Source organism: Apibacter sp. ESL0432 (assembly GCF_019469225.1).
Lineage (GTDB): Bacteria > Bacteroidota > Bacteroidia > Flavobacteriales > Weeksellaceae > Apibacter.
The window spans coordinates 674,125-696,361 of sequence record NZ_CP048266.1 but is presented as its reverse complement, the minus strand read 5'-3'; the positions used below and the strand labels follow the sequence as shown (position 1 = coordinate 696,361).

Sequence of the window (22,237 nt, the reverse complement as noted above, 5' to 3'; positions counted from 1 at the left end):
TTTTTAAATAAGAAAGTCCTTATCGGGACTGAGATTGTTTTTAATAACATCGATGAATATGTATAGTAAATATCATTATAGACAGAAAAGGTCTGATATAAAATTATGCGAGTTAGCTTATGAGTTTAGCTAAATTAAAAGTCAATAACTTTAAAATTCCACTAACCAAATAAACCACTCCAAAACAAAAAAAACAAAAAAAGCCTTGTATAATCCTATACAAAGCTTTCTTTTTTAAAAAACCGGCGGCTACCTACTCTCCCGCGTTTGCAGTACCATCAGCGCAAGTAGGCTTAACTTCTGTGTTCGAAATGGGAACAGGTGAGCCCTACCGCTATAACCACCCTAAATATCTTAATGGGATTTTATATAAATTTTTAAACTCTTACGGCCAATTGTATTAACTTTTACTTTTTTATTTTGGACGAAATCTCCGGGTAATTAGTACTACTCGGCTATGACATCACTGCCTTTACACCTGTAGCCTATCAACGTGGTATTCTCCCACGACCCTATATCGAATTCTTATCTTGTGGCGAGTTTCGCACTTATATGCTTTCAGTGCTTATCTCTTCCAAACTTAGCTACTCAGCGGTGAACCTGGCGGCACAACTGATACACCAGAGGTTTGTTCAACTCGGTCCTCTCGTACTAGAGTCAACTCCACGCAAAATTCTACGCCCGCAATAGATAGAGACCGAACTGTCTCACGACGTTCTGAACCCAGCTCGCGTGCCACTTTAATGGGCGAACAGCCCAACCCTTGGGACCTTCTCCAGCCCCAGGATGTGACGAGCCGACATCGAGGTGCCGAACCTCCCCGTCGATGTGAGCTCTTGGGGGAGACTAGCCTGTTATCCCCGGAGTACCTTTTATCCTATGAGCGATGGCCCTTCCATACGGAACCACCGGATCACTATGTCCTGCTTTCGCACCTGCTCGACTTGTCGGTCTTGCAGTCAAGCACCCTTATGCCATTACACTCTGCGCACGGTTGCCAAGCGTGCTGAGGGTACCTTTGAAAGCCTCCGTTACTCTTTTGGAGGCGACCACCCCAGTCAAACTACCCACCACGCAATGTCCTTCTGTTCAGAAGTTAGGCTCCAGATAAATAAAGGGTGGTATTTCAACGTCAACTCCTCGACTCCTGGCGAAGCCGATTCTCAGTTTCCCACCTATCCTACACATCATTTACCCGAAGTCAATACGAAGCTATAGTAAAGGTTCACAGGGTCTTTTCGTCCCATTGCGGGTAATCGGCATCTTCACCGATACTACAATTTCACCGAGCTCATGGTTGAGACAGTGCCCAGATCGTTACACCATTCGTGCAGGTCGGAACTTACCCGACAAGGAATTTCGCTACCTTAGGACCGTTATAGTTACGGCCGCCGTTTACTGGGGCTTCAGTCAAAGGCTTCGCTTACGCTAACCTCCTTCCTTAACCTTCCAGCACCGGGCAGGTGTCAGACCCTATACGTCATCTTGCGATTTTGCAGAGTCCTGTGTTTTTGATAAACAGTCGCCTGGGCCTTTTCACTGCGGCTCCCTTTTTACGGGGAGCGACCTTTCTCCCGAAGTTACAGGTCTATTTTGCCTAGTTCCTTAACCATGATTCACTCGAGCGCCTTAGGATACTCTCCTCATCCACCTGTGTCGGTTTTGGTACGGGCGCTGTAAACTTGCCTTAGAAGTTTTTCTTGAGAGCTCTTACCTACACTATCCATTCCACCGTAGCTTCCTGGTACTTTCACTTTCGGCATCAGCAACGCATTTTACTATTGCTGATTTACCTACATGCTTTAACGTACTATTCCGTCAGTACGCGGTAGTGTCATTACTCTGTCACTCCATCGAATTTACAGCCGGTATCGGAATATTAACCGATTTCCCATCGATTACTCCTCTCGGATTCACCTTAGGTCCCGACTTACCCTCAGCTGATTAGCATAGCTGAGGAAACCTTGGATTTACGGCGTGAAGGTTTCTCACCTTCATTATCGTTACTTATGCCTACATTTTCTTTTCTATACGCTCCACAATAAGTCACCTTACTGATTCTGCGCATATAGAATGCTCCCCTACCGAAATTTTCATTTCGCATAGCTTCGGTAGTATACTTATGCCCGAGTATTATCCATGCCAAACCGCTCGACTAGTGAGCTGTTACGCACTCTTTAAATGAATGGCTGCTTCCAAGCCAACATCCTAGCTGTCTGGGCAGTCTGACCTCGTTTGTTCAACTTAGTATACATTTCGGGACCTTAGCTGTTGCTCTGGGTTCTTTCCCTCTCGGACATGGACCTTAGCACCCATGCCCTCACTGCTAAGAAACATATAATAGCATTCGGAGTTTGTCAGGATTTGGTAGGCGGTGAAACCCCCGCATCCAATCAGTAGCTCTACCTCTAGTATACTCTTTCTTAACGCTGCACCTAAATGCATTTCGGGGAGTACGAGCTATCTCCCAGTTTGATTAGCCTTTCACCCCTATCCACAGGTCATCCGAAGACTTTTCAACGTCAACCGGTTCGGTCCTCCACTTTGTGTTACCAAAGCTTCAACCTGCCCATGGATAGATCACAAGGTTTCGCGTCTAATCCCACTAACTAAACGCCCTATTCAGACTCGCTTTCGCTGCGGCTCCGTAGCTGAACTACTTAACCTCGCTAGTGAAATTAACTCGTAGGCTCATTATGCAAAAGGCACGCCGTCACATCTTACGATGCTCCGACCGCTTGTAGGCGTATGGTTTCAGGGTCTCTTTCATCTTTCTTTTCGAAATACTTTTCACCTTTCCCTCACGGTACTTGTTCGCTATCGGTCTTCAAGGAGTATTTAGCCTTGGAGGATGGTCCCCCCATGTTCAGACAGGATTTCACGTGTCCCGCCCTACTCTTTTTCATACATAATCAGATTTTACTTACAGGACTTTCACCTTCTTCGGTTGTTCTTTCCAAAACATTCTGCTATCTAATTACATACTTTTGGGCTCTTCCGATTTCGCTCGCCACTACTCTCGGAATCTCGGTTGATTTCTTTTCCTCTTCCTACTTAGATGTTTCAGTTCGGAAGGTTTGCCTTCCCTTGCGGGAATACTATACTCTTGTATAGTGGGTTGCCCCATTCAGACATCTGCGGATCACTTCGTGTGTGCCAATCCCCGCAGCTTTTCGCAGCTTACCACGTCTTTCTTCGCCTCTTGAAGCCTAGGCATCCGCCATACGCCCTTAACGATTTCTTTTCCTTAGCCAATTATATTGGCCGCTCGGTTTATTTTTTTATATAAAATCCCAATAATGTCAATGATCCGTATATAACACTGGTTCTTTTTACTACTTCTTTCTTTCGTTTTTAGAACCTTGTGGAGAATAAGGGAGTCGAACCCTTGACCTCCTGCGTGCAAGGCAGGCGCTCTAGCCAGCTGAGCTAATTCCCCTTGTTTCCCTTTGTAGTCTCAGGCAGACTCGAACTGCCGACCTCTACATTATCAGTGTAGCGCTCTAACCGGCTGAGCTATGAGACTGATTGATTTTTATTTTCCTCGTTGCTCCTTTTACTCTTCTTCTTATGTCTTACCTTTTCCTTACAGGGGCTTTTCAGGGGTGTTATATATCTTGTGTTTTTTAACTTTTTACTTACTTGTATTTTTTTTTCTTTCCTTTCTTCATTTTTCTTCCCTCTTTTCTTTCTTTAAGTAGGAAACACCTGGAAGTTGTCAGCTTCTTTTGGGGTTTTTATTCCTTGTTTTGACTTTTTGCTCTAAAAAAGAGATGTTCCAGCCGCACCTTCCGGTACGGCTACCTTGTTACGACTTAGCCCCAGTCACTAGTTTTACCCTAGGCAGCTCCTTTTACGGTCACCGACTTCAGGTACCCCCAGCTTCCATGGCTTGACGGGCGGTGTGTACAAGGCCCGGGAACGTATTCACCGCAGCATGGCTGATCTGCGATTACTAGCGATTCCAGCTTCATAGAGTCGAGTTGCAGACTCCAATCCGAACTGAGACCGGCTTTTGAGATTCGCATCTGGTTGCCCAGTAGCTGCCCTCTGTACCGGCCATTGTAGCACGTGTGTGGCCCAGGGCGTAAGGGCCGTGATGATTTGACGTCATCCCCACCTTCCTCGCGGTTTGCACCGGCAGTCTCATTAGAGTTCCCGACTTTACTCGTTGGCAACTAATGATAAGGGTTGCGCTCGTTATAGGACTTAACCTGACACCTCACGGCACGAGCTGACGACAACCATGCAGCACCTTGAAAATTGTCCGTAGAAATACTTATTTCTAAGTACGTCAATTCCCATTTAAGCCCTGGTAAGGTTCCTCGCGTATCATCGAATTAAACCACATGCTCCACCGCTTGTGCGGGCCCCCGTCAATTCCTTTGAGTTTCAACCTTGCGGTCGTACTCCCCAGGTGGGATACTTATTACTTTCGCTTAGTCACTGAGGGTTAATCCCCAACAACGAGTATCCATCGTTTACGGCGTGGACTACCAGGGTATCTAATCCTGTTCGCTCCCCACGCTTTCGTCCATCAGCGTCAATCGGTATTTAGTAACCTGCCTTCGCAATCGGGGTTCTGTGTAATATCTATGCATTTCACCGCTACACTACACATTCCAGCTACTTCAATACTATTCAAGATTAACAGTATCAACGGCAGTTCTACAGTTAAGCTGCAGGTTTTCACCGCTGACTTATCAACCCGCCTACGGACCCTTTAAACCCAATAAATCCGGATAACGCTCGCATCCTCCGTATTACCGCGGCTGCTGGCACGGAGTTAGCCGATGCTTATTCGTATGGTACCTTCAGAACATTACACGTAATGTGGTTTATTCCCATACAAAAGAAGTTTAAAACCCATAGGGCTGTCGTCCTTCACGCGGGATGGCTGGATCAGGCTCTCACCCATTGTCCAATATTCCTCACTGCTGCCTCCCGTAGGAGTCTGGTCCGTGTCTCAGTTCCAGTGTGGGGGTTCACCCTCTCAGGCCCCCTAAGGATCATCGTCTTGGTAAGCCGTTACCTTACCAACTAACTAATCCTACGCATGCCTATCTGTATCCGATTAATCTTTTAATATCTGCCAATGCTGGCTGATATGTTATCCGGTATTAATCCGGGTTTCCCCGGGCTATCCCAGTGATACAGGTAAGTTGCATACGCGTTACGCACCCGTACGCCGGTCTCTCTTGAAGCAAGCTCCAAAATACCCCTCGGCTTGCATGTGTTAGGCCTCCCGCTAGCGTTCATCCTGAGCCAGGATCAAACTCTCCATTGTAATTTCTTTGTTATTATCAATCTCAAGGTTTTTCCCTAACTCAAAAGAATCTCTCTTCTTCCAGGTTGTGTTTTGCTACTTTTTATCTTTCGTAAGCTTTGTTTAAAAAACTTTTTATTTCAACGATCTTTTGCGCTAATCAGGTCCCCTCATCTTCTGTTTTTCTCTTTCGTTGTTCCTGACTTGCGGGTGCAAAGATAGCTACTTTTTCTTTCCCCGCAAGTTTTTTTTTAATCTTTTTTTAATCTTTTTTGCTAATTTTTCACTAATATGCTGAATACGAACCACTTAACCTCAAAAAAAAATTTTAATTTTTTTTTCTATTTTTTAATGCTTCTCTACTGATCATTCGTATTGGGGCTTATGGGCTCGTTCTTATTCTTTTCTATTTTATAATCTTTATAGGTTGTATTCTCTAATTGATAGTTTTGAATTCCTTTCCTCTAATGTTTTTATTCAAGTACTTTTTTTGTATATATAGGTAGATAGTACGTTTACTATTAATACTTTTACTGAATAGCTTTTTGTTTTGTAGTTTATAATAATATATATCGAACAAGTTATTAAATCTTTTACTAAATAAACTAATATATAAAATTAAACCTAAAAAGATATATTAACTATATATAACAAAAAGACTGCTTATTTATCATAGCAGTCTTTTTAATTTTTCAGATATGTTCTAGCAGATTATCTTTTAGCTCTGTATTCGCTAACAGTTAATTGCTTTCTTCCTTTTGCTCTACGTCTTGCTAAGACTTTTCTTCCGTTAGCTGATGCCATTCTTTCACGAAAACCATGCTTGTTTCTTTTCTTTCTTTCTGAAGGTTGAAATGTACGTTTCATCGGTTGTTATCTTATATCTTTATATTCGTTAATCTTTTTCGAGGTTGCAAAGATAGCATTTATTTTTTATATTCCTACTTTTAATTGTTTTTTTGTGAAAAAATTTTAGGTGTAACCGTAAGGTAGTTATAGGTTTATAGTCATAAACAAGGTTATTGTAGGTTATTTCTTAACTTTAAATGACATATATTACTATATAATAAACTTTTTCTTAGTTGATATTTTTATATATTCTGTCAAGAAAGAATAAATTTTGATTGGTTCTTTTATATTAAGGTAATTTATATTTTGTTATCGTGAAATCAATTTTATACTTATCAATAAAAAAGCTATCATTAATGATAGCTTTTTTCAATTCATTATAAAGTAGTAATATGAATATTACCCGTTAATTTTAGCAATTCTTTGAATCAATTCAACAACTTTGTTAGAATATCCCCACTCATTATCATACCAGCTTACTACTTTAACAAATTTAGGGCTTAATTGTATCCCTGCTTTTGCATCAAAGATTGATGTACGTGGATCTGTAATAAAGTCAGAAGAAACAACTTCTTCATCGGTATATCCTAAAATTCCTTTTAATTCACCTTCTGATGCTTCTTTCATTGCTTTACAGATTTCATCATAAGTTGTTTCTTTAGCTAAATTTACTGTTAAGTCAACTACTGAAACGTCTAAGGTTGGTACACGGAATGCCATACCTGTTAATTTTCCGTTCAAAGAAGGAATTACTTTTCCAACTGCTTTAGCAGCTCCAGTTGAAGATGGAATTATATTTCCTGCTGCTGCTCTACCTCCTCTCCAATCTTTTGCTGATGGTCCGTCAACTGTTTTTTGAGTAGCAGTAGTAGCATGTACTGTAGTCATTAATCCTTCTAAAATACCAAATTTTTCATGTAATACTTTAACTACCGGAGATATACAGTTTGTTGTACAAGATGCGTTAGAAATAAATTGAGTACCTTTTACATAGGTATTATCGTTTACTCCGCATACAAACATAGGGGTATCATCTTTAGATGGAGCAGACATTACTACATATTTTGCTCCGGCATCGATGTGACCTTGTGCTTTATCTTTTGTAAGGAATAAACCTGTTGATTCTACTATATATTCTGCTCCGATATCACCCCATCTAAGATCTGCAGGATTTTTTTCAGCAGTTACTCTAATTGCATTTCCATTTACTACTAATTTACCATCTTTAATTTCAATCGTTCCATCGAATTTACCATGAACAGTATCATATTTTAGCATATAAGCCATATATTCAACATCAATAAGGTCATTAATTCCTACAACTTCAATATTTTCATTATGTTGAGCCGCACGAAATACTAATCGTCCTATACGACCAAAACCATTGATACCAATTTTAATTTTTGACATAATACTTTACTTTTTTAAGTTTGTTTCTAAATTAATTTTTTTATTTTATCTATGTAGATAAGATATCTGCTACTTTTATTAGATCCTTATCTATTTCATTGTGTTTTTTAATTGCTTCTTCTATAGGAGTAAAAACGATCTTGCTTGATTGCATTCCTGCCATTACATTAGATCTACCCGCCATTAATCCTTCAACTGCAGCAACACCTAACCTTGAAGCCAATACTCTGTCGGCAACTGTAGGAGATCCTCCTCTTTGAATATGACCTAAAACGGTAACTTTAACGTCAAATTCAGGGTATTTCATTTTAGTAAATTTAGCCAAATCATATACTCCTCCTAATTTTTCTCCTTCAGCTACTACTACAATACTGGATGTTTTTCCTTTTTGTTTTGCATTATCAAAAGAAGAAAATAAATCTTCAATACTATCTTTTTGTTCAGGTATAAGTATATCCAATGCTCCGGTAGCTATACCGCTGTTTAAAGCTATAAACCCGGCATCCCTTCCCATAACTTCTACAAAGAAAACTCTATTATGCGAAGTTGCTGTATCTCGGATTTTATCGATTGCATCAACTACGGTATTTAATGCGGTATCATAGCCTAAGGTAAAATCTGTACCGAATATATCGTTATCGATAGTTCCGGGAATTCCGATAAAGGGTACCCCTTGTTCTTTTTGGAAAACAGTTCCACCTGTGAAAGATCCATCTCCTCCGATGACTACTAATGCATCTATATTATGTTTTTTTACTGTTTCTGCTGCTTTATTTCTTCCTTCAATAGTTCTAAATTCATCGGAACGTGCAGATTTGAGCTCAGTTCCTCCTCTATTTATTAAATTTCTTACTGAACGAGGACCTAAATCAACAACCATATCATTAATCAACCCATCATATCCCATTCGTATTCCACAGCATTCTATTCCATAATAATTAGCTGCTCTTACAACTGATCTTATGGCAGCATTCATCCCGGGAGAATCTCCTCCTGAGGTTAAGACACCTATTTTCTTAATTTTATTTGTGTTTTTAGACATGTTTTTTATATAGATTTTTACATTCTAAGATCATACAAATATACTAATCATTTGTGGATTATGCATTAAGAAAAGGACATGTATAATAAAATATATATCATGTTATTTTATATTGAATTAAAATTAATTTTTTCTTAATTTTGTAGCTATCACCTTTAATTATAAGGTAACTTATTTATTTTATATCCACATTTTAAATTAGATATATTACGAAGTTATTAGTAAAATAAATTGTATTGATAATTTACAATTTTATATATCAAAAATAATACCATATTCCTTTATAATACAACATTTATACAGCTTCGTAGTCGTAAAATAAGAAATCATTTATGCTGATTTTCATAAATTTTTTATTAATTATTTTAAACTTCCTACCATGTCTTTCGGTCTAACCCATTGATCAAATTGTTCGGCAGTTACTAAACCTAATTTAATTGCTTCTTCTTTTAGTGTTGTTCCGTTTTTATGTGCTGTTTTAGCAATTTTGGCAGCATTTTCATACCCTATATGTGTATTTAAGGCTGTCACCAACATTAGGGAATTATTAACGAGTTCTTTTATTCTTGTGTAATTAGGCTCAATTCCGACGGCACAATGATCGTTGAATGATTTACAAGCATCTCCCAATAGTTGGGCTGATTGTAAAAAATTATAGGCCATAACCGGTTTAAAAACATTGAGTTCATAGTTTCCTTGTGTACCGGAAAAAGAGATAGTTGTATCATTACCCAATACTTGAGCACATACCATGGTCATTGCTTCATTTTGTGTAGGGTTTACTTTGCCCGGCATAATGGAAGATCCGGGTTCATTTTCAGGTATAAATAATTCTCCTATTCCGCTTCTAGGTCCGGATGCTAATAGTCGTATGTCTTGAGCTATTTTAAAAAGTGAAACGGCTAATTGTTTTAATGCTCCGTGTGTCTCAACTATTGCATCATGAGCTGCTAATGCTTCAAATTTGTTAGGAGCAGTAACAAATGGCAATCCGGTAAATTTAGATATATATTCTGCAACTTTGACATCATAACCTTTAGGAGTGTTCAATCCTGTCCCTACAGCTGTTCCTCCTAAAGCTAATTCTGATAAATGCGTCAGGGTATTTTTTATAGCTTTAATGGCATGATCCAATTGAGCTACGTATCCGGAAAACTCTTGTCCTAAAGTTAAGGGGGTGGCATCCATTAAATGGGTCCTACCTATTTTTACTACATCTTTAAATTTCTCTGATTTTTTTAACAATGTATCTCTTAATTTTTCAACTGCCGGTAAGGTATGTGTTACTACCTTTTTATAGGCTGCAATATGCATTGCTGTTGGGAAGGTATCGTTAGATGATTGGGATTTATTTACATCGTCATTAGGATGAATGGGACTCTTTTCACCTAGTTTACCTCCACCTAGTACCAATGCTCGATTAGATATTACTTCATTGACATTCATATTGGATTGAGTTCCTGAACCGGTTTGCCATATAACAAGCGGGAATTGGTCATTTAATTCTCCTTTACTGATTTCATCACATACTTTGGCTATTAAATCTCTTTTTTCTGAAGGTAATACTCCTAAATCAGTATTAGCATATGCGGCTGCTTTTTTTAGATAGGCAAATGATTCAATTATCTCTTTGGGCATTGATGCCTCCGGTCCAATCTTAAAATTATTTCTTGATCTTTCAGTTTGGGCACCCCAATATTTGTCAGCGGGAACTTGTACTTCTCCCATAGTATCTTTCTCTATACGGTAATTCATGGTTATGTTTTTTTATTTTATATGAATCTTTCAAAAATCATACAAAAATAAAAAATCAGCCAAAAAGGCTGATTTTATTACTTCTATTATAGGATTGATTTACTTTTTCTTATTTTTATTTTGATTCATTTTTTGTTCTTGAATCTGTTTTTGTTGCTCTTGGGCTTGTTCCAACATGGATTGCATTTTTTGCTGCCATTTACTTTTTTTCTTACCCGGCTTTGTTTTATTCTCTTGCATCTTAGCATGCAACTTTTCTTCATTGATCATAAAGTTTTTAATCAATAAGATTAAAAGTATATTTATAGCATTGGATACTAAATAATACCAAGAGAGACCTGACGCATAAGAATTTAACCAAAATATAAACATAACCGGCATCAAATACATCATAAACCTCATATCCGGCATTCCTTCTTGTGTAGGTGCTTGCATGGTAGAGGTTGACATTTTAGTGTAAATTAATAATACTAAACAGTATAATATCGTAAACAGACTTATGTGATTTCCGTAAATACTTGATAAAATCGGAATATGTGTTGTCCATTCATAAATAGAATCATAAGCGGTCAGATCATCTGCCCAAAGGAAGGACTGTCCTCTTAAAGCTATATTATTCGGGAAAAATCTAAATAATGAATAGAAAATAGGTATTTGTATTAATGCCGGTAAGCATCCTGCTAGTGGATTAACCCCTACTTTTCTATATAATTCCATCGTAGCTTGTTGCTTTTTAATCGGATCTGAATTTTTGTGTTTTTCGTTTAATTCGTCAATTTCCGGTTTTAAAATTCGCATTTTTGCTCCTTGAATGTATTGTTTATACATAATAGGAGAGGTAACTAATTTTACCACGATGGTCATTAAGAAAATTATCCATCCTGCTGCAATACCGAATTTTGATAAAAATTCATAAATCCATAAATAAAATATACAAAGCCATTTCATCCATCCAAATGGAATGTTGTATGAAAACTGTTTACTGTCTCCATTATCTGCTTTGTAAGATTTCAATAGATCATAATCTAAGGGTAGAAAATTCCAAGTATATTTTTGATTAATTTCTCCTTGTTGGATAGGAACTATACTTGTAAATGTAAAATTCTTAAGATAATCAGGGTTATCTCTTTCTGCTTCTTGTGTACCTTTGGATTTGTAAAATCCGTTCTGTGCTTCTAAAATAGTTGCAAAGAATTGTTGTTTAACACTAATCCAATCTATTTTGTCTTTATCTTCTGTAAATCCGTTTGTATCGTAATCAGTTTGTGAATAATCGTTTAAACTGTATCTAAACTCCGTATAGGTAGTTTCTTGTGATTTTCCTTTTTCAAGAGCAATCGCATTTTGATTCCAATATAATTCGGCATCTTGCTGAGAGGTAATTTTTGATAATCCTTTCGATACTACTTGAAAATCTAAAGAATATTTTCCTTTCAGTGCATAACGGAATTGAATAAAACTCGTATTATCTAAATTCGCAGTTAAAACGGTTACATTTCCTTCCGTTGATGGTGTAAAAACCAAATCTCTGGTATTAATTATTTTACCTGCCTTATCTTTAAATGAAATATTGAAATCGGTATTTTCATTATTTACAAGATATAAAGGTTTTTTGTGAATGGTTGTATCCTTATCATAAGCCGTCCATTTTTTTAAACGTACTTCACGTAATTGAGCTCCTTGTGTGCTGACTTTAACTTCTATTTCATCATTTGAAAAAGGTAATAATTCTACCTTAGCCTGAGCAAGTGAATCTAACTTTACGGGTGCTGACTTATCATTGGTATTCTGAGAGATATTTTCAGATTTGATTTGTTGCTGTTCGGATTTTTGGGCTTCATCTATTGCCTGTTTTTGTTGATTATTGGAATAAACCAAAAATCCAATTAAAATAATCCCTATAAGAATAAAACCAATCAGCTGGTTTTTATCAAATTTGCTTTCCTGTTGCATTCTTTACTTTGTTTATCTGATAATTTTGAGATGCTTTAACTAATGCTAAAAATAATGGGTGGGGAGAAGCTACCGTACTTTTATATTCCGGATGGTATTGTACACCTATAAAGAATGGATGATCTTTTACTTGTATAACTTCCACCAATCCTGTATCAGGATTAGTTCCAATGGCTTCTAAACCATTGTTTTCAAACTCACTTATATATTCATTGTTAAGCTCGTATCTATGTCTGTGTCGTTCTTCTATATTTTGTGCATTGTAGATTTTTTCTGCTATAGAGCCTTTTTTAAGTTTACATGCCCATGCTCCCAGTCTCATAGTGCCTCCTTTATTGGTGACATTTTTTTGTTCTTCCATTAAACAGATAACCGGAGCTGAGGTATGCAAGTTAAATTCAACACTATCTGCATCTTTATATCCAAGTACATTTCTAGCAAATTCTATGACCGCAATTTGCATACCTAGACAGATCCCTAATACAGGTATTTTATTAACTCTAGCGTATTGACAGGCTATAATTTTTCCTTCAATTGCTCGATCTCCGAATCCGGGAGCTATTATAACTCCATCCACACCTTTTAAATAATCGGAAATATTTTCATAAGTAAGATCTCCGCTGTATATCCAACGAATATTTACTTTAGTTTCTAAAGTAGCTCCTGCATGTATTAAAGCTTCTACAATAGATTTATAGGAATCTTGAAGAGATACATATTTTCCTACTAAGGCTATTTCAACATTACTCTTTGGATTTTTATATTTATCCAGGAAATCATTCCATTGTTTTAAATCAGGTTTTTTATCTGTGGATAAACCTAGTTCTTTTAACACTAATGCATCAAAATTCTGATTTTGCAGATATAAAGGAACTTCATAGATGGTAGGAAGATCTTTACTTTCAATTACATTATCAATATTAAGGTTACAGAATAATGCTAATTTAGAGCGTACTTCTTTAGATATTGAGCATTCTGTCCTACATACCAGAAAATTGGTTTGTACTCCATATTCCATAAGTTGACGTACGGAATGTTGAGAAGGTTTAGTTTTTAACTCTCCACTGGCTGCTAAATATGGAATTAAAGTTAGGTGTACTACAATCGAATTTTGATATCCTAATTCCCAGCGTAATTGGCGTACGCTTTCAACATAAGGCAAGGATTCAATGTCTCCTACCGTTCCTCCTATTTCGGTGATAATGATGTCAAAATCTCCTTTTTTACCTAATATTTTAATTCTTCTTTTTATCTCATTAGTAATATGAGGGATTACCTGTACAGTTTTTCCTAAAAAGTCTCCTCTTCTTTCTTTATCAATAACTGTTTGGTAAATTTTTCCGGTAGTAACATTGTTGTCTTTGCTGGTAGGACTATTTAAGAATCTTTCATAGTGCCCTAAATCTAAATCAGTTTCAGCTCCATCTTCAGTAACATAGCATTCTCCATGCTCATAGGGATTTAGAGTTCCCGGATCAATATTAATATACGGATCGAGTTTTTGAATGGTTACTTTGTACCCTCTGGCTTTTAAAAGCATTCCTAAAGATGCAGCGACAATTCCCTTTCCAAGTGAAGAAGTAACACCACCTGTAACAAATATATACTTTGGAGAAGATTGGTCAGACATAATTTTAAAGTTTAGAAAAAATTTAGTTTATATAGTTTAGAATAGTTCAGTCAGTACCAATAAAAAAAGGCAAGCTACCTGCATCACACCGCTACAACCGTTTACCTTTGCTGCGTTCCCACCCTGGAGGATTCACAGGAGCTGGTTGTGCAGGACTTGCCGGTGCAAAAGTATAACTTTTTATAAATAATACAAAATTATAAGGCTTTTTTGAATAATATTTTTTCCTAAACCCGAACTTATAAATCAGGATAATGATATTTTGATGTCCGGATTTAAATATGTTAATTCGGTATTGAGCCTTTTTTGCGAAAGTTCCTTACCTAAACTAAATATTCAATCCAGATATCCTCTTACTAACTCAGAAGATTATTTCTTTGATTAGCCAAGGAGGAACCAACAAGGAAGTAGATGATATTACACGAGGACCTCAGTTTACTGGTAAAGATCCTTTTTATATTGATGGGCAGCGATTGTTTCGAATCAATCCCAACTACTTTGAAACTTTATTCTTTTCTAAAATTAAAATCTAAAAAAATAAAGAAAACGGTTATTCTTTTATTGTAAATTATCCTGACGGTAAAATTGGAAAATACAAAGAATTAGTGCATGTCCAACATTATATTTCAACATTTATTGATTCTATAGGAAATAAAATTCATTATGAATATTTATTAGATTTTGGTACTCCTTATATTAAACGTGTTTCCTACGGAGGGAGAACACTTTTCACAGATACATACTATTATACTAATTTTTCGTAAAATGAAGAAAATACTTTATTAAATCATAAAAAAAGGATTTTGAATACATAAATAAAAAAAATTGTATCTCAAATAGTTGTGTCTTCTTATTACACTGGTGATTATCACAAATATCATTTAACACATGATTTATTGAGCAATAAAAATGAGCGTCTACGTATTATTAAAGTGCAAAATGCTGAAGAAAAAAAAGTTAAAACCACTTACTTTTAAATTCAATGATTATAATGATACTAAAATCGTTAAAAGAATAGTTTAAACAACGGATTAAAAATAATAATAAATTAACAGCAGGTTATGGATTATAAAAAAATAATTAAAATATTACTATCATTTGGATTGTATTTATTAATGATACCCATTATAGTTTTCTTTTCAAAACATATTTATTATAAACCATATAGAATAAACACAGGATATAGTATTATTTCTCCAATAATTTATGCCAAAAAATTATTATATATAATGAGTATTATATTTATATTATTTTATATATGGAGAATATTATTAAAAAAAAACTATTTTTATATAATAAATTTAATATTAATTATTACAATTTTAATTACTATGAATTATTCCATAAACATAATATTATAATAATATAATATAAAATCATATTTAATATTTACTAAAATAATTAATAAACTAAGATTCTACGATTTTTCGAAAAGTAATCGGAGGCTTTGGAGCGGTATTGTCCGATGTGAATTTCAGGAAAGATGGATTACAGGATTAAAAGTATAAGAATTAAATCACGTGGAGTTGTATTCGAGGTCCTAAATAACAAAATAAATTGATATGAAAAAAAAAAACGATACTAATTGTTGGACTATTTATTACCATATTAGGGTCTGGCTTAAAATATCTTGATTTATGTGTTTCTGAAAAATACGAAACCCAATTGGAAGGATTGAACCCAACTGAAAATCAAATTAAAAAAGCCAAAGAATTGAAAGAAAAAATAGAAATTAATAAAAGGATAGCTCTTTATATAATTACTCTTTCATTAGTTTCTATTTATCCCATTTCGTTAATAAAAATAAGATAAAGTAAGGGATTTAGCCAAGATGACCAATTGCTTGGGGAGTTGCCGGACTATAAATTAATGGATATAATTCATATAATAAAACTAATATATTTATACACGGAGGAAGTTCTCCGGGTAGTGCAGACTGTATAGACCTTATGAGTAATGACTAGAATTTTTCAATTCACTAAGTAATTATAAAATACTGCCATCCCTGTACTAGTTAAATATAAATAATATGAATAAATTTTTTAAATGGAAATCATATTTTTAGTAGGATTAAGTGTGATTTTGTTTATTATTATTTTAGCTGAGGTAATTAGTATTTGAACACCCCCTGAAAAATACAAAAGAATTTACGAATTTTCTAAGACTCTGTAAAATAGATATTTAAAAGTATTTTCAATTATATCTTTTAAAATATTATTGGGATATGTATTTTAATTTTTTACGTTATTTTAAACTTAATATTAATTATAAAAAATATAAGATTTATCAAATTTATTATTTTAGTAATAGAAGTAACTCTATTGATATATAATTTTATACATCATATACAACAGCATTTTACCATTAAACTAAAAACTTCTCGCTTTGCGAGGAGTTTTTGTTTTACCGTGCAGCGGCGTTTTTCTGAAAAAAGTCTTTAAACTTTTTATTGCTTAACATTTTTTCCAAAAGCCGGAAAATGGTTTGCTTATCTTCTTCTTTCAACTGCTGTAAATCTTTACTCTGCGGGTAATTGAGGCCAAAAATATTGCAAAATATTATATATTTTACAGTTAGAGCAAAGCTTCAAAAAAGGAGAATTATTATGCAAAGAATGCATTAACAGCAGAATGCGGAATCTTCAAAAATATTTTGTCTATCTGTTGGAACTCGCAACTTTAAAGAATACGCAATGTTGCTCAAACAGGTGCAATGTTTTTAAGGACACAACCAAATAGAAACTAATAAAATTTACACACTTATACTAAAATCAATAAAAAATTATAAATGATGAATGATGAAAATTTTTGAAAAAAAACGTTTCTGCTGTTGAAAAAATTATTTTAAATAGTTTACATTAAATTTTAAATACTACTTATAATTATTTCATTCATAAAAATAATTACTATCTTAGCTACATATCAAAATACTAAAAAAAGATGAGCATAAAGTTACGGCTAATTATTCTTGTTTTTCTTCAATATTATATTTGGGGTTCTTGGTTAATATCTTTGGGAGGATATGCCGGATTACCTATAACTGAGGGTGGTTTAGGATTTACCGGAATCCAAATTGGAAGTTTATTTGCAACTATGGGATTTACTTCTCTTTTTATGCCCGGCTTATTGGGTATAGTTGCCGACCGATGGATAAATGCTGAAAAATTATTAGGTATAAGCCATATTCTAGCTGCCATATTTATTTTTATGGCTTCCCAAGTTAAAGAATACCATATATTTTATCTTTTGTTATTCCTGCATACTTGCTTTTATATGCCAACCATATCATTGACTAATTCTGTTTCTTATAATGCTCTTGAAAAAAATGGTTTAAATTCAGTTACCGATTTTCCTCCTATACGGGTTTGGGGAACCATAGGTTTTATTGCTGCTATGTGGACAGTTGATTTCTTAGGTTTTGCCAGAAGTTCTGTTCAACTTTTCATTAGTGCGGGAGCCGGAATTATTATGGCCTTATATTCCTTTACGATGCCGGCTACTCCACCAACAAAAAATGTTAATAACAAAGGATTAGTACATGCATTAGGCCTGGATGCTTTTGTTTTATTGAAAAATAGGAAAATGGCTATATTTTTCTTTTTTTGCATGCTATTAGGTTGTTCACTCCAAATAACCAATGCTTTCGGAGGTCCTTTTTTAGATAGTTTTAAATCCACATATCCCGATTCTTTTGGCGTTAAACACCCTAACTTATTACTATCTATATCACAAATTTCTGAAACTTTATGTATTTTATTAATACCATTCTTTTTACAAAAATTTGGAATCAAAAAGGTGATTATGATAAGTATGTTTGCATGGTTTCTACGTTTCGGACTATTTGGATTAGGAAATCCGGCTAATAAAATTTATCTTTTAATTTTATCCATGATTGTATATGGAATGGCTTTCGATTTTTTCAATATTTCAGGATCTTTGTTTGTAGATAAAGAAACTGATAAGAGTATGCGTTCCAGCGCTCAAGGACTATTTATGATTATGACGAACGGACTGGGTGCTATTTTAGGAAGCTACGGTAGTGGATGGGTGGTTGAGCATTTTACAGTCAATGGTATTACCAACTGGCCATATGTTTGGTTTACTTTTGCAGCTTATTCTCTAACAATTTTTATCATTTTTCCATTTGTATTTAACCCTAAAAAATCTTCTTAAGAATTAGATATTTTCAAAATGGTCTATTAAAAATATTTTTATTTAAGTATAAATTTTTGCGTTTTAGTAAATAACCATCCTATTAAAACGCCGACAAATGCTCCTGAAAGAACATCCAGAGGAAAATGTACTCCTACATATATTCTGCTATAAGATACCAAAATAGCCCAAGAGAATAATAAAATGGATGAATATTTATATTCTTTTTTAAAAATAAAAGTTAGATAGGTAGCTAAACTAAAAGAATTGGCAGCATGTGCGGAAAAATAGCAATAGGATCCCCTACATTTTTCAATCACTAGCCTAAAAACCCCTTCTAATTCCGGATTTCTACAAGGTCTTGGTCGCTGAATCCAATTTTTAACCAATGAGGATAAAGAATCGGTTAAAGAAATCATTAAAGCAATACTTAAACCTATTAAAAGAACTTTTTTCCATCCATATTTTTCTAAAATAATTAAAAATATAAAAAAATATGTAGGGATCCAATAGTATTCATTAGTTATAAATAACCAAAAAGCATCAAATTTTGGGCTTCCTAAATTATTTAAATATAAAAATAATTCTTCATCCCATTTTATAATTTTATCCATTAACTTCTTTTTACAGGACCATCGAACGTATCATCCATAAAATCATTTAAATGATCAGTAGCCTCACTTACCTTTTGATCCATATTTTTTTTGGCCTCATTTATTTCATCTTCAATTTCTTTAACTGATCCGTTGTCATCAACTTGAGACATGATTTCTCTTTTAATATTATCGGTGGCATCTTTCATAGCTCGTACCCCCTGACCTAACCCTCTTGCAATTTCAGGAATCTTATCAGGGCCAAACAATAAGACCACTACTAAAAGTATAACTATAATTTCTCCAAAACTCACAATATCTACATTTATTTTTTACAAATTTACAACTTTCTCATATGTATTGTCCGATTTTAAATGAATTTAACGTATTCATACTAATTAAATTCTAATAAGTGCTTGTAATAATTATTTTAAATAATAAATGAGAATTTTTATGTGTGAAATATCATTTTAAGCCTAACAATCCTGTAAAATTCAAAATTCACTTACCCTATACATATTGCTTATAAAAAAAGGTCTTGAAATTCAAGACCTTTTTTTATTACAACATAAAATATTTATTTTATAGTGGATACTTTCGTATTTGAATGTTCTTTATCATAATTATATTTAGTTAAATCATAAGATAAAGAAGATGCTATGTATATAGATGAATACATACCAAATGTAAATCCTAAAAATAGTGCAAACATAAATCCTTGTAAAGTTTCACCTCCGAAGAAGAATATAATAACTGTTACCATAATTGTAGAAACACCCGTATTAATAGTTCTTCCTAAAGTATGATTAATTGCATCGTTATATAATTCCTCTAAAGTCATTAAGTGGTGCGCATTATTTTTCTTATTTTCTCTAATCCTATCAAATACAATTACGGTATCATTAATTGAATAACCGATAATGGTTAAAATAGCAGCAATAAAGGATTGATCTATTTCCACGGAAAAAGGTATGATTTTTAGCCAACTTAATACGGAAAATGCACCCATTACTACTATTGAATCATGTAATAAGGCTGCAACCGCACCGGTCGACATTTGCCAATTTCTAAATCGTACCAAAATGTAAATGAAAATACCTGCTAAAGCAATAGATACGGCAATAACTCCATTTCTAACGATCCCACTAGCTACTGTAGGGCCCACTTCTGAACTTGATTGAATTCCATAAGGAGTACCTTTTACAAAACTTTCTTTAGAATAATTAGCCGGAAGATAATTTTTTAATCCTGTATATAATTTTTCACGAATTACCACATCAATATTCGGATCATTGCTATCCATTCCATATTTAGTAGTTATTCTTACTTGATTACCTTCTCCATATTTTTTAGCATTAATATTCGATGATTCTCCGTCAGTAGTAAATAATTTTTCTAATGATTCTGTTACTTCTTCCGGATAAATATTTTTTTCCAGTTTAATTACATAAGTTCTTCCTCCCGTGTAATCAACCCCTTTATCAAAACCTTTGGTGAACATGGAAACCAAAGCAATAACCATTATAACCAATGAGAAAATATAAGCATATTTTCTTTTTTCCATCCATTTAAAATGAACATTGGTAAACCAGTTTTTAGTTATGCTTGTAGCTAAAGAAAAGTTTTTACCTTTTTCCATAGAACCATAAATAAGCATACTGGTTATAAATATTGCTGTAAATAAGGTACAGAAAATACCTATAACTAAGGTAACCGCAAAACCTTTGATCGGTCCGGTGCTAAATAAAAGCACGATACCCACAATTAATGTGGTTAAGTTACCATCAATAATTGCTGCCAAAGCATGTTTTTGTCCTTCAATAAATGCTTGTTTTAGAGGTCTTCCTCGTCTCAACTCTTCTTTAACTCTTTCAAAAATAATGATATTAGCATCAACAGCCATTGCCATAGAAAGTACTATACCTGCTATTCCGGGAAGAGTTAAAACAGCACCCGTGGAAGCCATAATACCTATTAAATAAAATAAATTTAATATAAGAGCTATATTCGCGTATAAACCTGCTTTTCCATAGTAAAAAATCATCCATCCTAAAATAAACAAGTAGGAAACAACTATAGATATTAATCCATTGTTTATAGATTGTTGACCCAAAGTTGGACCTACAATTTCTGATTGGATAATTTTTGCTTTTGCCGGTAGATTACCGGATTTTAAAACATCAACCAAATCGTTAGCTTCTCTTTCTGTAAAATTACCGCTAATAACTGATTGACCGTTTGGAATAACTGAATTGACATTAGGAGCAGTATAAACTACATCATCAAGAACAACTGCAATGGGTTTACCAATATTTTTTTCAGTCATATTTTTCCAAACCAAAGCACTTTCCGGTCCCATTTGCATACTTATTTGTATTCTGTTGAATTGGTCGAAAGTTAAACCTGCTTCAGTAACTGCTCCGACTAAAGGAGCTTTGTTATTTTTAGTTCCTCGAATGGCATATAATTCTAACTCGTTGTTAGATTGGGAATCCGGTTTAGAAGCCCATAATAATTTTATATATCGTAAACCAATCGGTAATAATTTTTTAGCTTTATCTGAATATATAACTTTATTAATTGCTGCTGTATCAGATAATTTAGCAACTGCTAACGCATTAGATCTATTAGACGGTTTCAATAAAGGAGTTAATTTGTTATTAGCAACTTTTAGATTAACATCCATTAGATAGGACCATGCGGTAGGTTGATCATACACTTCCCAAAACTCTAATCTCGCAGAAGTCTGAAGTAATTTTTTTACACGATCAGCATCAGTAACTCCCGGTAATTCCACTAATATTCTACCGGTACCGGGTACTCGTGCAATATTGGGTTCATCAATATTTAGTTTTTTGATACGGGCCCTTATAACATCTATTGCTTTAGTAACTTTGGATTCAATAACTCCGGAGATATATTTTTCAACTTGCTCGTCGGTTGTGTTATGTTGAATTTGATTGGATAAATCTCTAGTACCGAAAACATCAGGACTGGATAATTTTAAATCCGGCTGATTTAATTCTGATTTAGCTGTTTGAAATGCTTTAAAAAAATTAGCTGTATAGGTATCCCTGGATTTCACTTCCTCCGAAGTAGCTATATCTAAAGCTTTTCTAAATACCGGATTTTCTGAATTATCTGCCAAATCCAACAATAGATCTTTTTCGGAAATTTCTAATAATAGATTTAATCCGCCTTTAAGATCCAATCCTAACTTCATTTCATTCTTCTTGGCATCATAATAATTCATCTTAACTATTCCGAGATTCAAAGTATCTTTAGCTAATTTATCAAGCTCAGCTTTTTTACTCGCCTCCGTTCCGTTAGATAAACTGTTTGCTTTAGATTCTATACGGTTAACATATAATGTTGGGAATAATTCCGCCAAACATATTAACCCAAGAACAATTGCAAAAAATTTAACAAGTCCTTTTCCTTTCATTGGTAAGTTTTAATTATAAATAATGTATTTTTATTTGGTTTGCAAATATAACAGTCTATTTGATGACTGGCAATTATTTATATATTTTTTTGCTCATTAAAATAAATACTTTCAATAATATGCATAAAATTTTAAAATAAACT

Annotated in this window: 10 protein-coding genes, 2 tRNA genes, 3 rRNA genes and 1 other RNA gene; 1 reads left to right on the top strand and 15 read right to left on the bottom strand. The window is 34.3% G+C overall.

Going from position 1 to position 22,237, the window contains the following annotated elements; all coding sequences use genetic code 11:
* Positions 1 to 240: 240 nt before the first annotated feature.
* The 12 genes from rrf to ffs form a co-directional block, all read right to left on the bottom strand.
* Positions 241 to 348 (bottom strand): 5S ribosomal RNA (rrf, locus tag GYM73_RS02915).
* Between the two features lie 73 nt (positions 349 to 421).
* Positions 422 to 3,244, bottom strand: a 23S ribosomal RNA gene (locus GYM73_RS02910).
* A gap of 121 nt (positions 3,245 to 3,365) precedes the next feature.
* Positions 3,366 to 3,439: transfer RNA gene (locus GYM73_RS02905), tRNA-Ala, on the bottom strand.
* 13 nt (positions 3,440 to 3,452) lie between these two features.
* Positions 3,453 to 3,526, bottom strand: a tRNA-Ile gene (locus tag GYM73_RS02900).
* 240 nt (positions 3,527 to 3,766) lie between these two features.
* Positions 3,767 to 5,287: ribosomal RNA gene (locus tag GYM73_RS02895) — 16S ribosomal RNA — on the bottom strand.
* The 16S, 23S and 5S rRNA genes sit together here with 2 tRNA genes alongside, the layout of an rRNA operon.
* A 690-nt stretch (positions 5,288 to 5,977) precedes the next feature.
* Positions 5,978 to 6,133: a 50S ribosomal protein L34 gene (rpmH, locus tag GYM73_RS02890; protein WP_055425699.1), complete on the bottom strand. Its 156-nt coding sequence runs from the start codon at positions 6,131 to 6,133 to the stop codon at positions 5,978 to 5,980.
* Positions 6,134 to 6,514: 381 nt separating this feature from the next.
* On the bottom strand, positions 6,515 to 7,525 hold the full coding sequence (gap, locus tag GYM73_RS02885; RefSeq protein WP_160568185.1) for a type I glyceraldehyde-3-phosphate dehydrogenase: 1,011 nt from the start codon (positions 7,523 to 7,525) through the stop codon (positions 6,515 to 6,517).
* Positions 7,526 to 7,574: 49 nt separating this feature from the next.
* Positions 7,575 to 8,567 (bottom strand): 6-phosphofructokinase, encoded by a 993-nt coding sequence (gene pfkA, locus GYM73_RS02880; protein WP_160557897.1) that lies wholly within the window; start codon positions 8,565 to 8,567, stop codon positions 7,575 to 7,577.
* Between the two features lie 360 nt (positions 8,568 to 8,927).
* Positions 8,928 to 10,322: a class II fumarate hydratase gene (gene fumC, locus GYM73_RS02875; protein WP_220234088.1), complete on the bottom strand. Its 1,395-nt coding sequence runs from the start codon at positions 10,320 to 10,322 to the stop codon at positions 8,928 to 8,930.
* 99 nt (positions 10,323 to 10,421) lie between these two features.
* Entirely contained in the window at positions 10,422 to 12,275 is a 1,854-nt protein-coding gene (yidC, locus tag GYM73_RS02870) for a membrane protein insertase YidC (protein ID WP_220234087.1), read from the bottom strand.
* A complete protein-coding gene (locus GYM73_RS02865; protein ID WP_160543081.1) occupies positions 12,253 to 13,905 on the bottom strand; it encodes a CTP synthase in 1,653 nt (550 codons plus the stop codon). Before GYM73_RS02865 ends, yidC begins: the two co-directional genes overlap by 23 nt.
* Positions 13,906 to 13,969: 64 nt before the next feature.
* Positions 13,970 to 14,067: signal recognition particle sRNA small type (gene ffs, locus GYM73_RS02860), an RNA gene on the bottom strand.
* A gap of 2,777 nt (positions 14,068 to 16,844) precedes the next feature.
* Between ffs and GYM73_RS02855 the strand changes: the two genes are divergently transcribed.
* On the top strand, positions 16,845 to 18,077 hold the full coding sequence (locus GYM73_RS02855; RefSeq protein ID WP_105296988.1) for a nucleoside permease: 1,233 nt from the start codon (positions 16,845 to 16,847) through the stop codon (positions 18,075 to 18,077).
* Positions 18,078 to 18,115: 38 nt separating this feature from the next.
* Here the strand turns inward: GYM73_RS02855 and GYM73_RS02850 are convergent, their stop codons facing one another.
* The 3 genes from GYM73_RS02850 to secD form a co-directional block, all read right to left on the bottom strand.
* On the bottom strand, positions 18,116 to 18,670 hold the full coding sequence (locus tag GYM73_RS02850) for a phosphatase PAP2 family protein (RefSeq protein ID WP_220234086.1): 555 nt from the start codon (positions 18,668 to 18,670) through the stop codon (positions 18,116 to 18,118).
* Complete coding sequence (locus tag GYM73_RS02845; RefSeq protein ID WP_255571010.1) at positions 18,670 to 18,963, bottom strand: twin-arginine translocase TatA/TatE family subunit; 294 nt, start codon at positions 18,961 to 18,963, stop codon at positions 18,670 to 18,672. The genes GYM73_RS02850 and GYM73_RS02845 overlap by 1 nt, the downstream gene beginning before the upstream one ends.
* Before the next feature lie 263 nt (positions 18,964 to 19,226).
* Positions 19,227 to 22,094, bottom strand: a complete 2,868-nt coding sequence (gene secD / locus GYM73_RS02840) for a protein translocase subunit SecD (RefSeq protein ID WP_160566762.1) — start codon at positions 22,092 to 22,094, stop codon at positions 19,227 to 19,229.
* Between the last annotated feature and the right edge of the window lie 143 nt (positions 22,095 to 22,237).

Coding starts and splice junctions, on each gene's coding strand:
- rpmH (WP_055425699.1), bottom strand. CDS start 6,133: ATGAAACGTACATTTCAACCTTCAGAAAGAAAGAAAAGAAACAAGCAT.
- gap (WP_160568185.1), bottom strand. CDS start 7,525: ATGTCAAAAATTAAAATTGGTATCAATGGTTTTGGTCGTATAGGACGA.
- pfkA (WP_160557897.1), bottom strand. CDS start 8,567: ATGTCTAAAAACACAAATAAAATTAAGAAAATAGGTGTCTTAACCTCA.
- fumC (WP_220234088.1), bottom strand. CDS start 10,322: ATGAATTACCGTATAGAGAAAGATACTATGGGAGAAGTACAAGTTCCC.
- yidC (WP_220234087.1), bottom strand. CDS start 12,275: ATGCAACAGGAAAGCAAATTTGATAAAAACCAGCTGATTGGTTTTATT.
- GYM73_RS02865 (WP_160543081.1), bottom strand. CDS start 13,905: ATGTCTGACCAATCTTCTCCAAAGTATATATTTGTTACAGGTGGTGTT.
- GYM73_RS02855 (WP_105296988.1), top strand. CDS start 16,845: ATGAGCATAAAGTTACGGCTAATTATTCTTGTTTTTCTTCAATATTAT.
- GYM73_RS02850 (WP_220234086.1), bottom strand. CDS start 18,670: ATGGATAAAATTATAAAATGGGATGAAGAATTATTTTTATATTTAAAT.
- secD (WP_160566762.1), bottom strand. CDS start 22,094: ATGAAAGGAAAAGGACTTGTTAAATTTTTTGCAATTGTTCTTGGGTTA.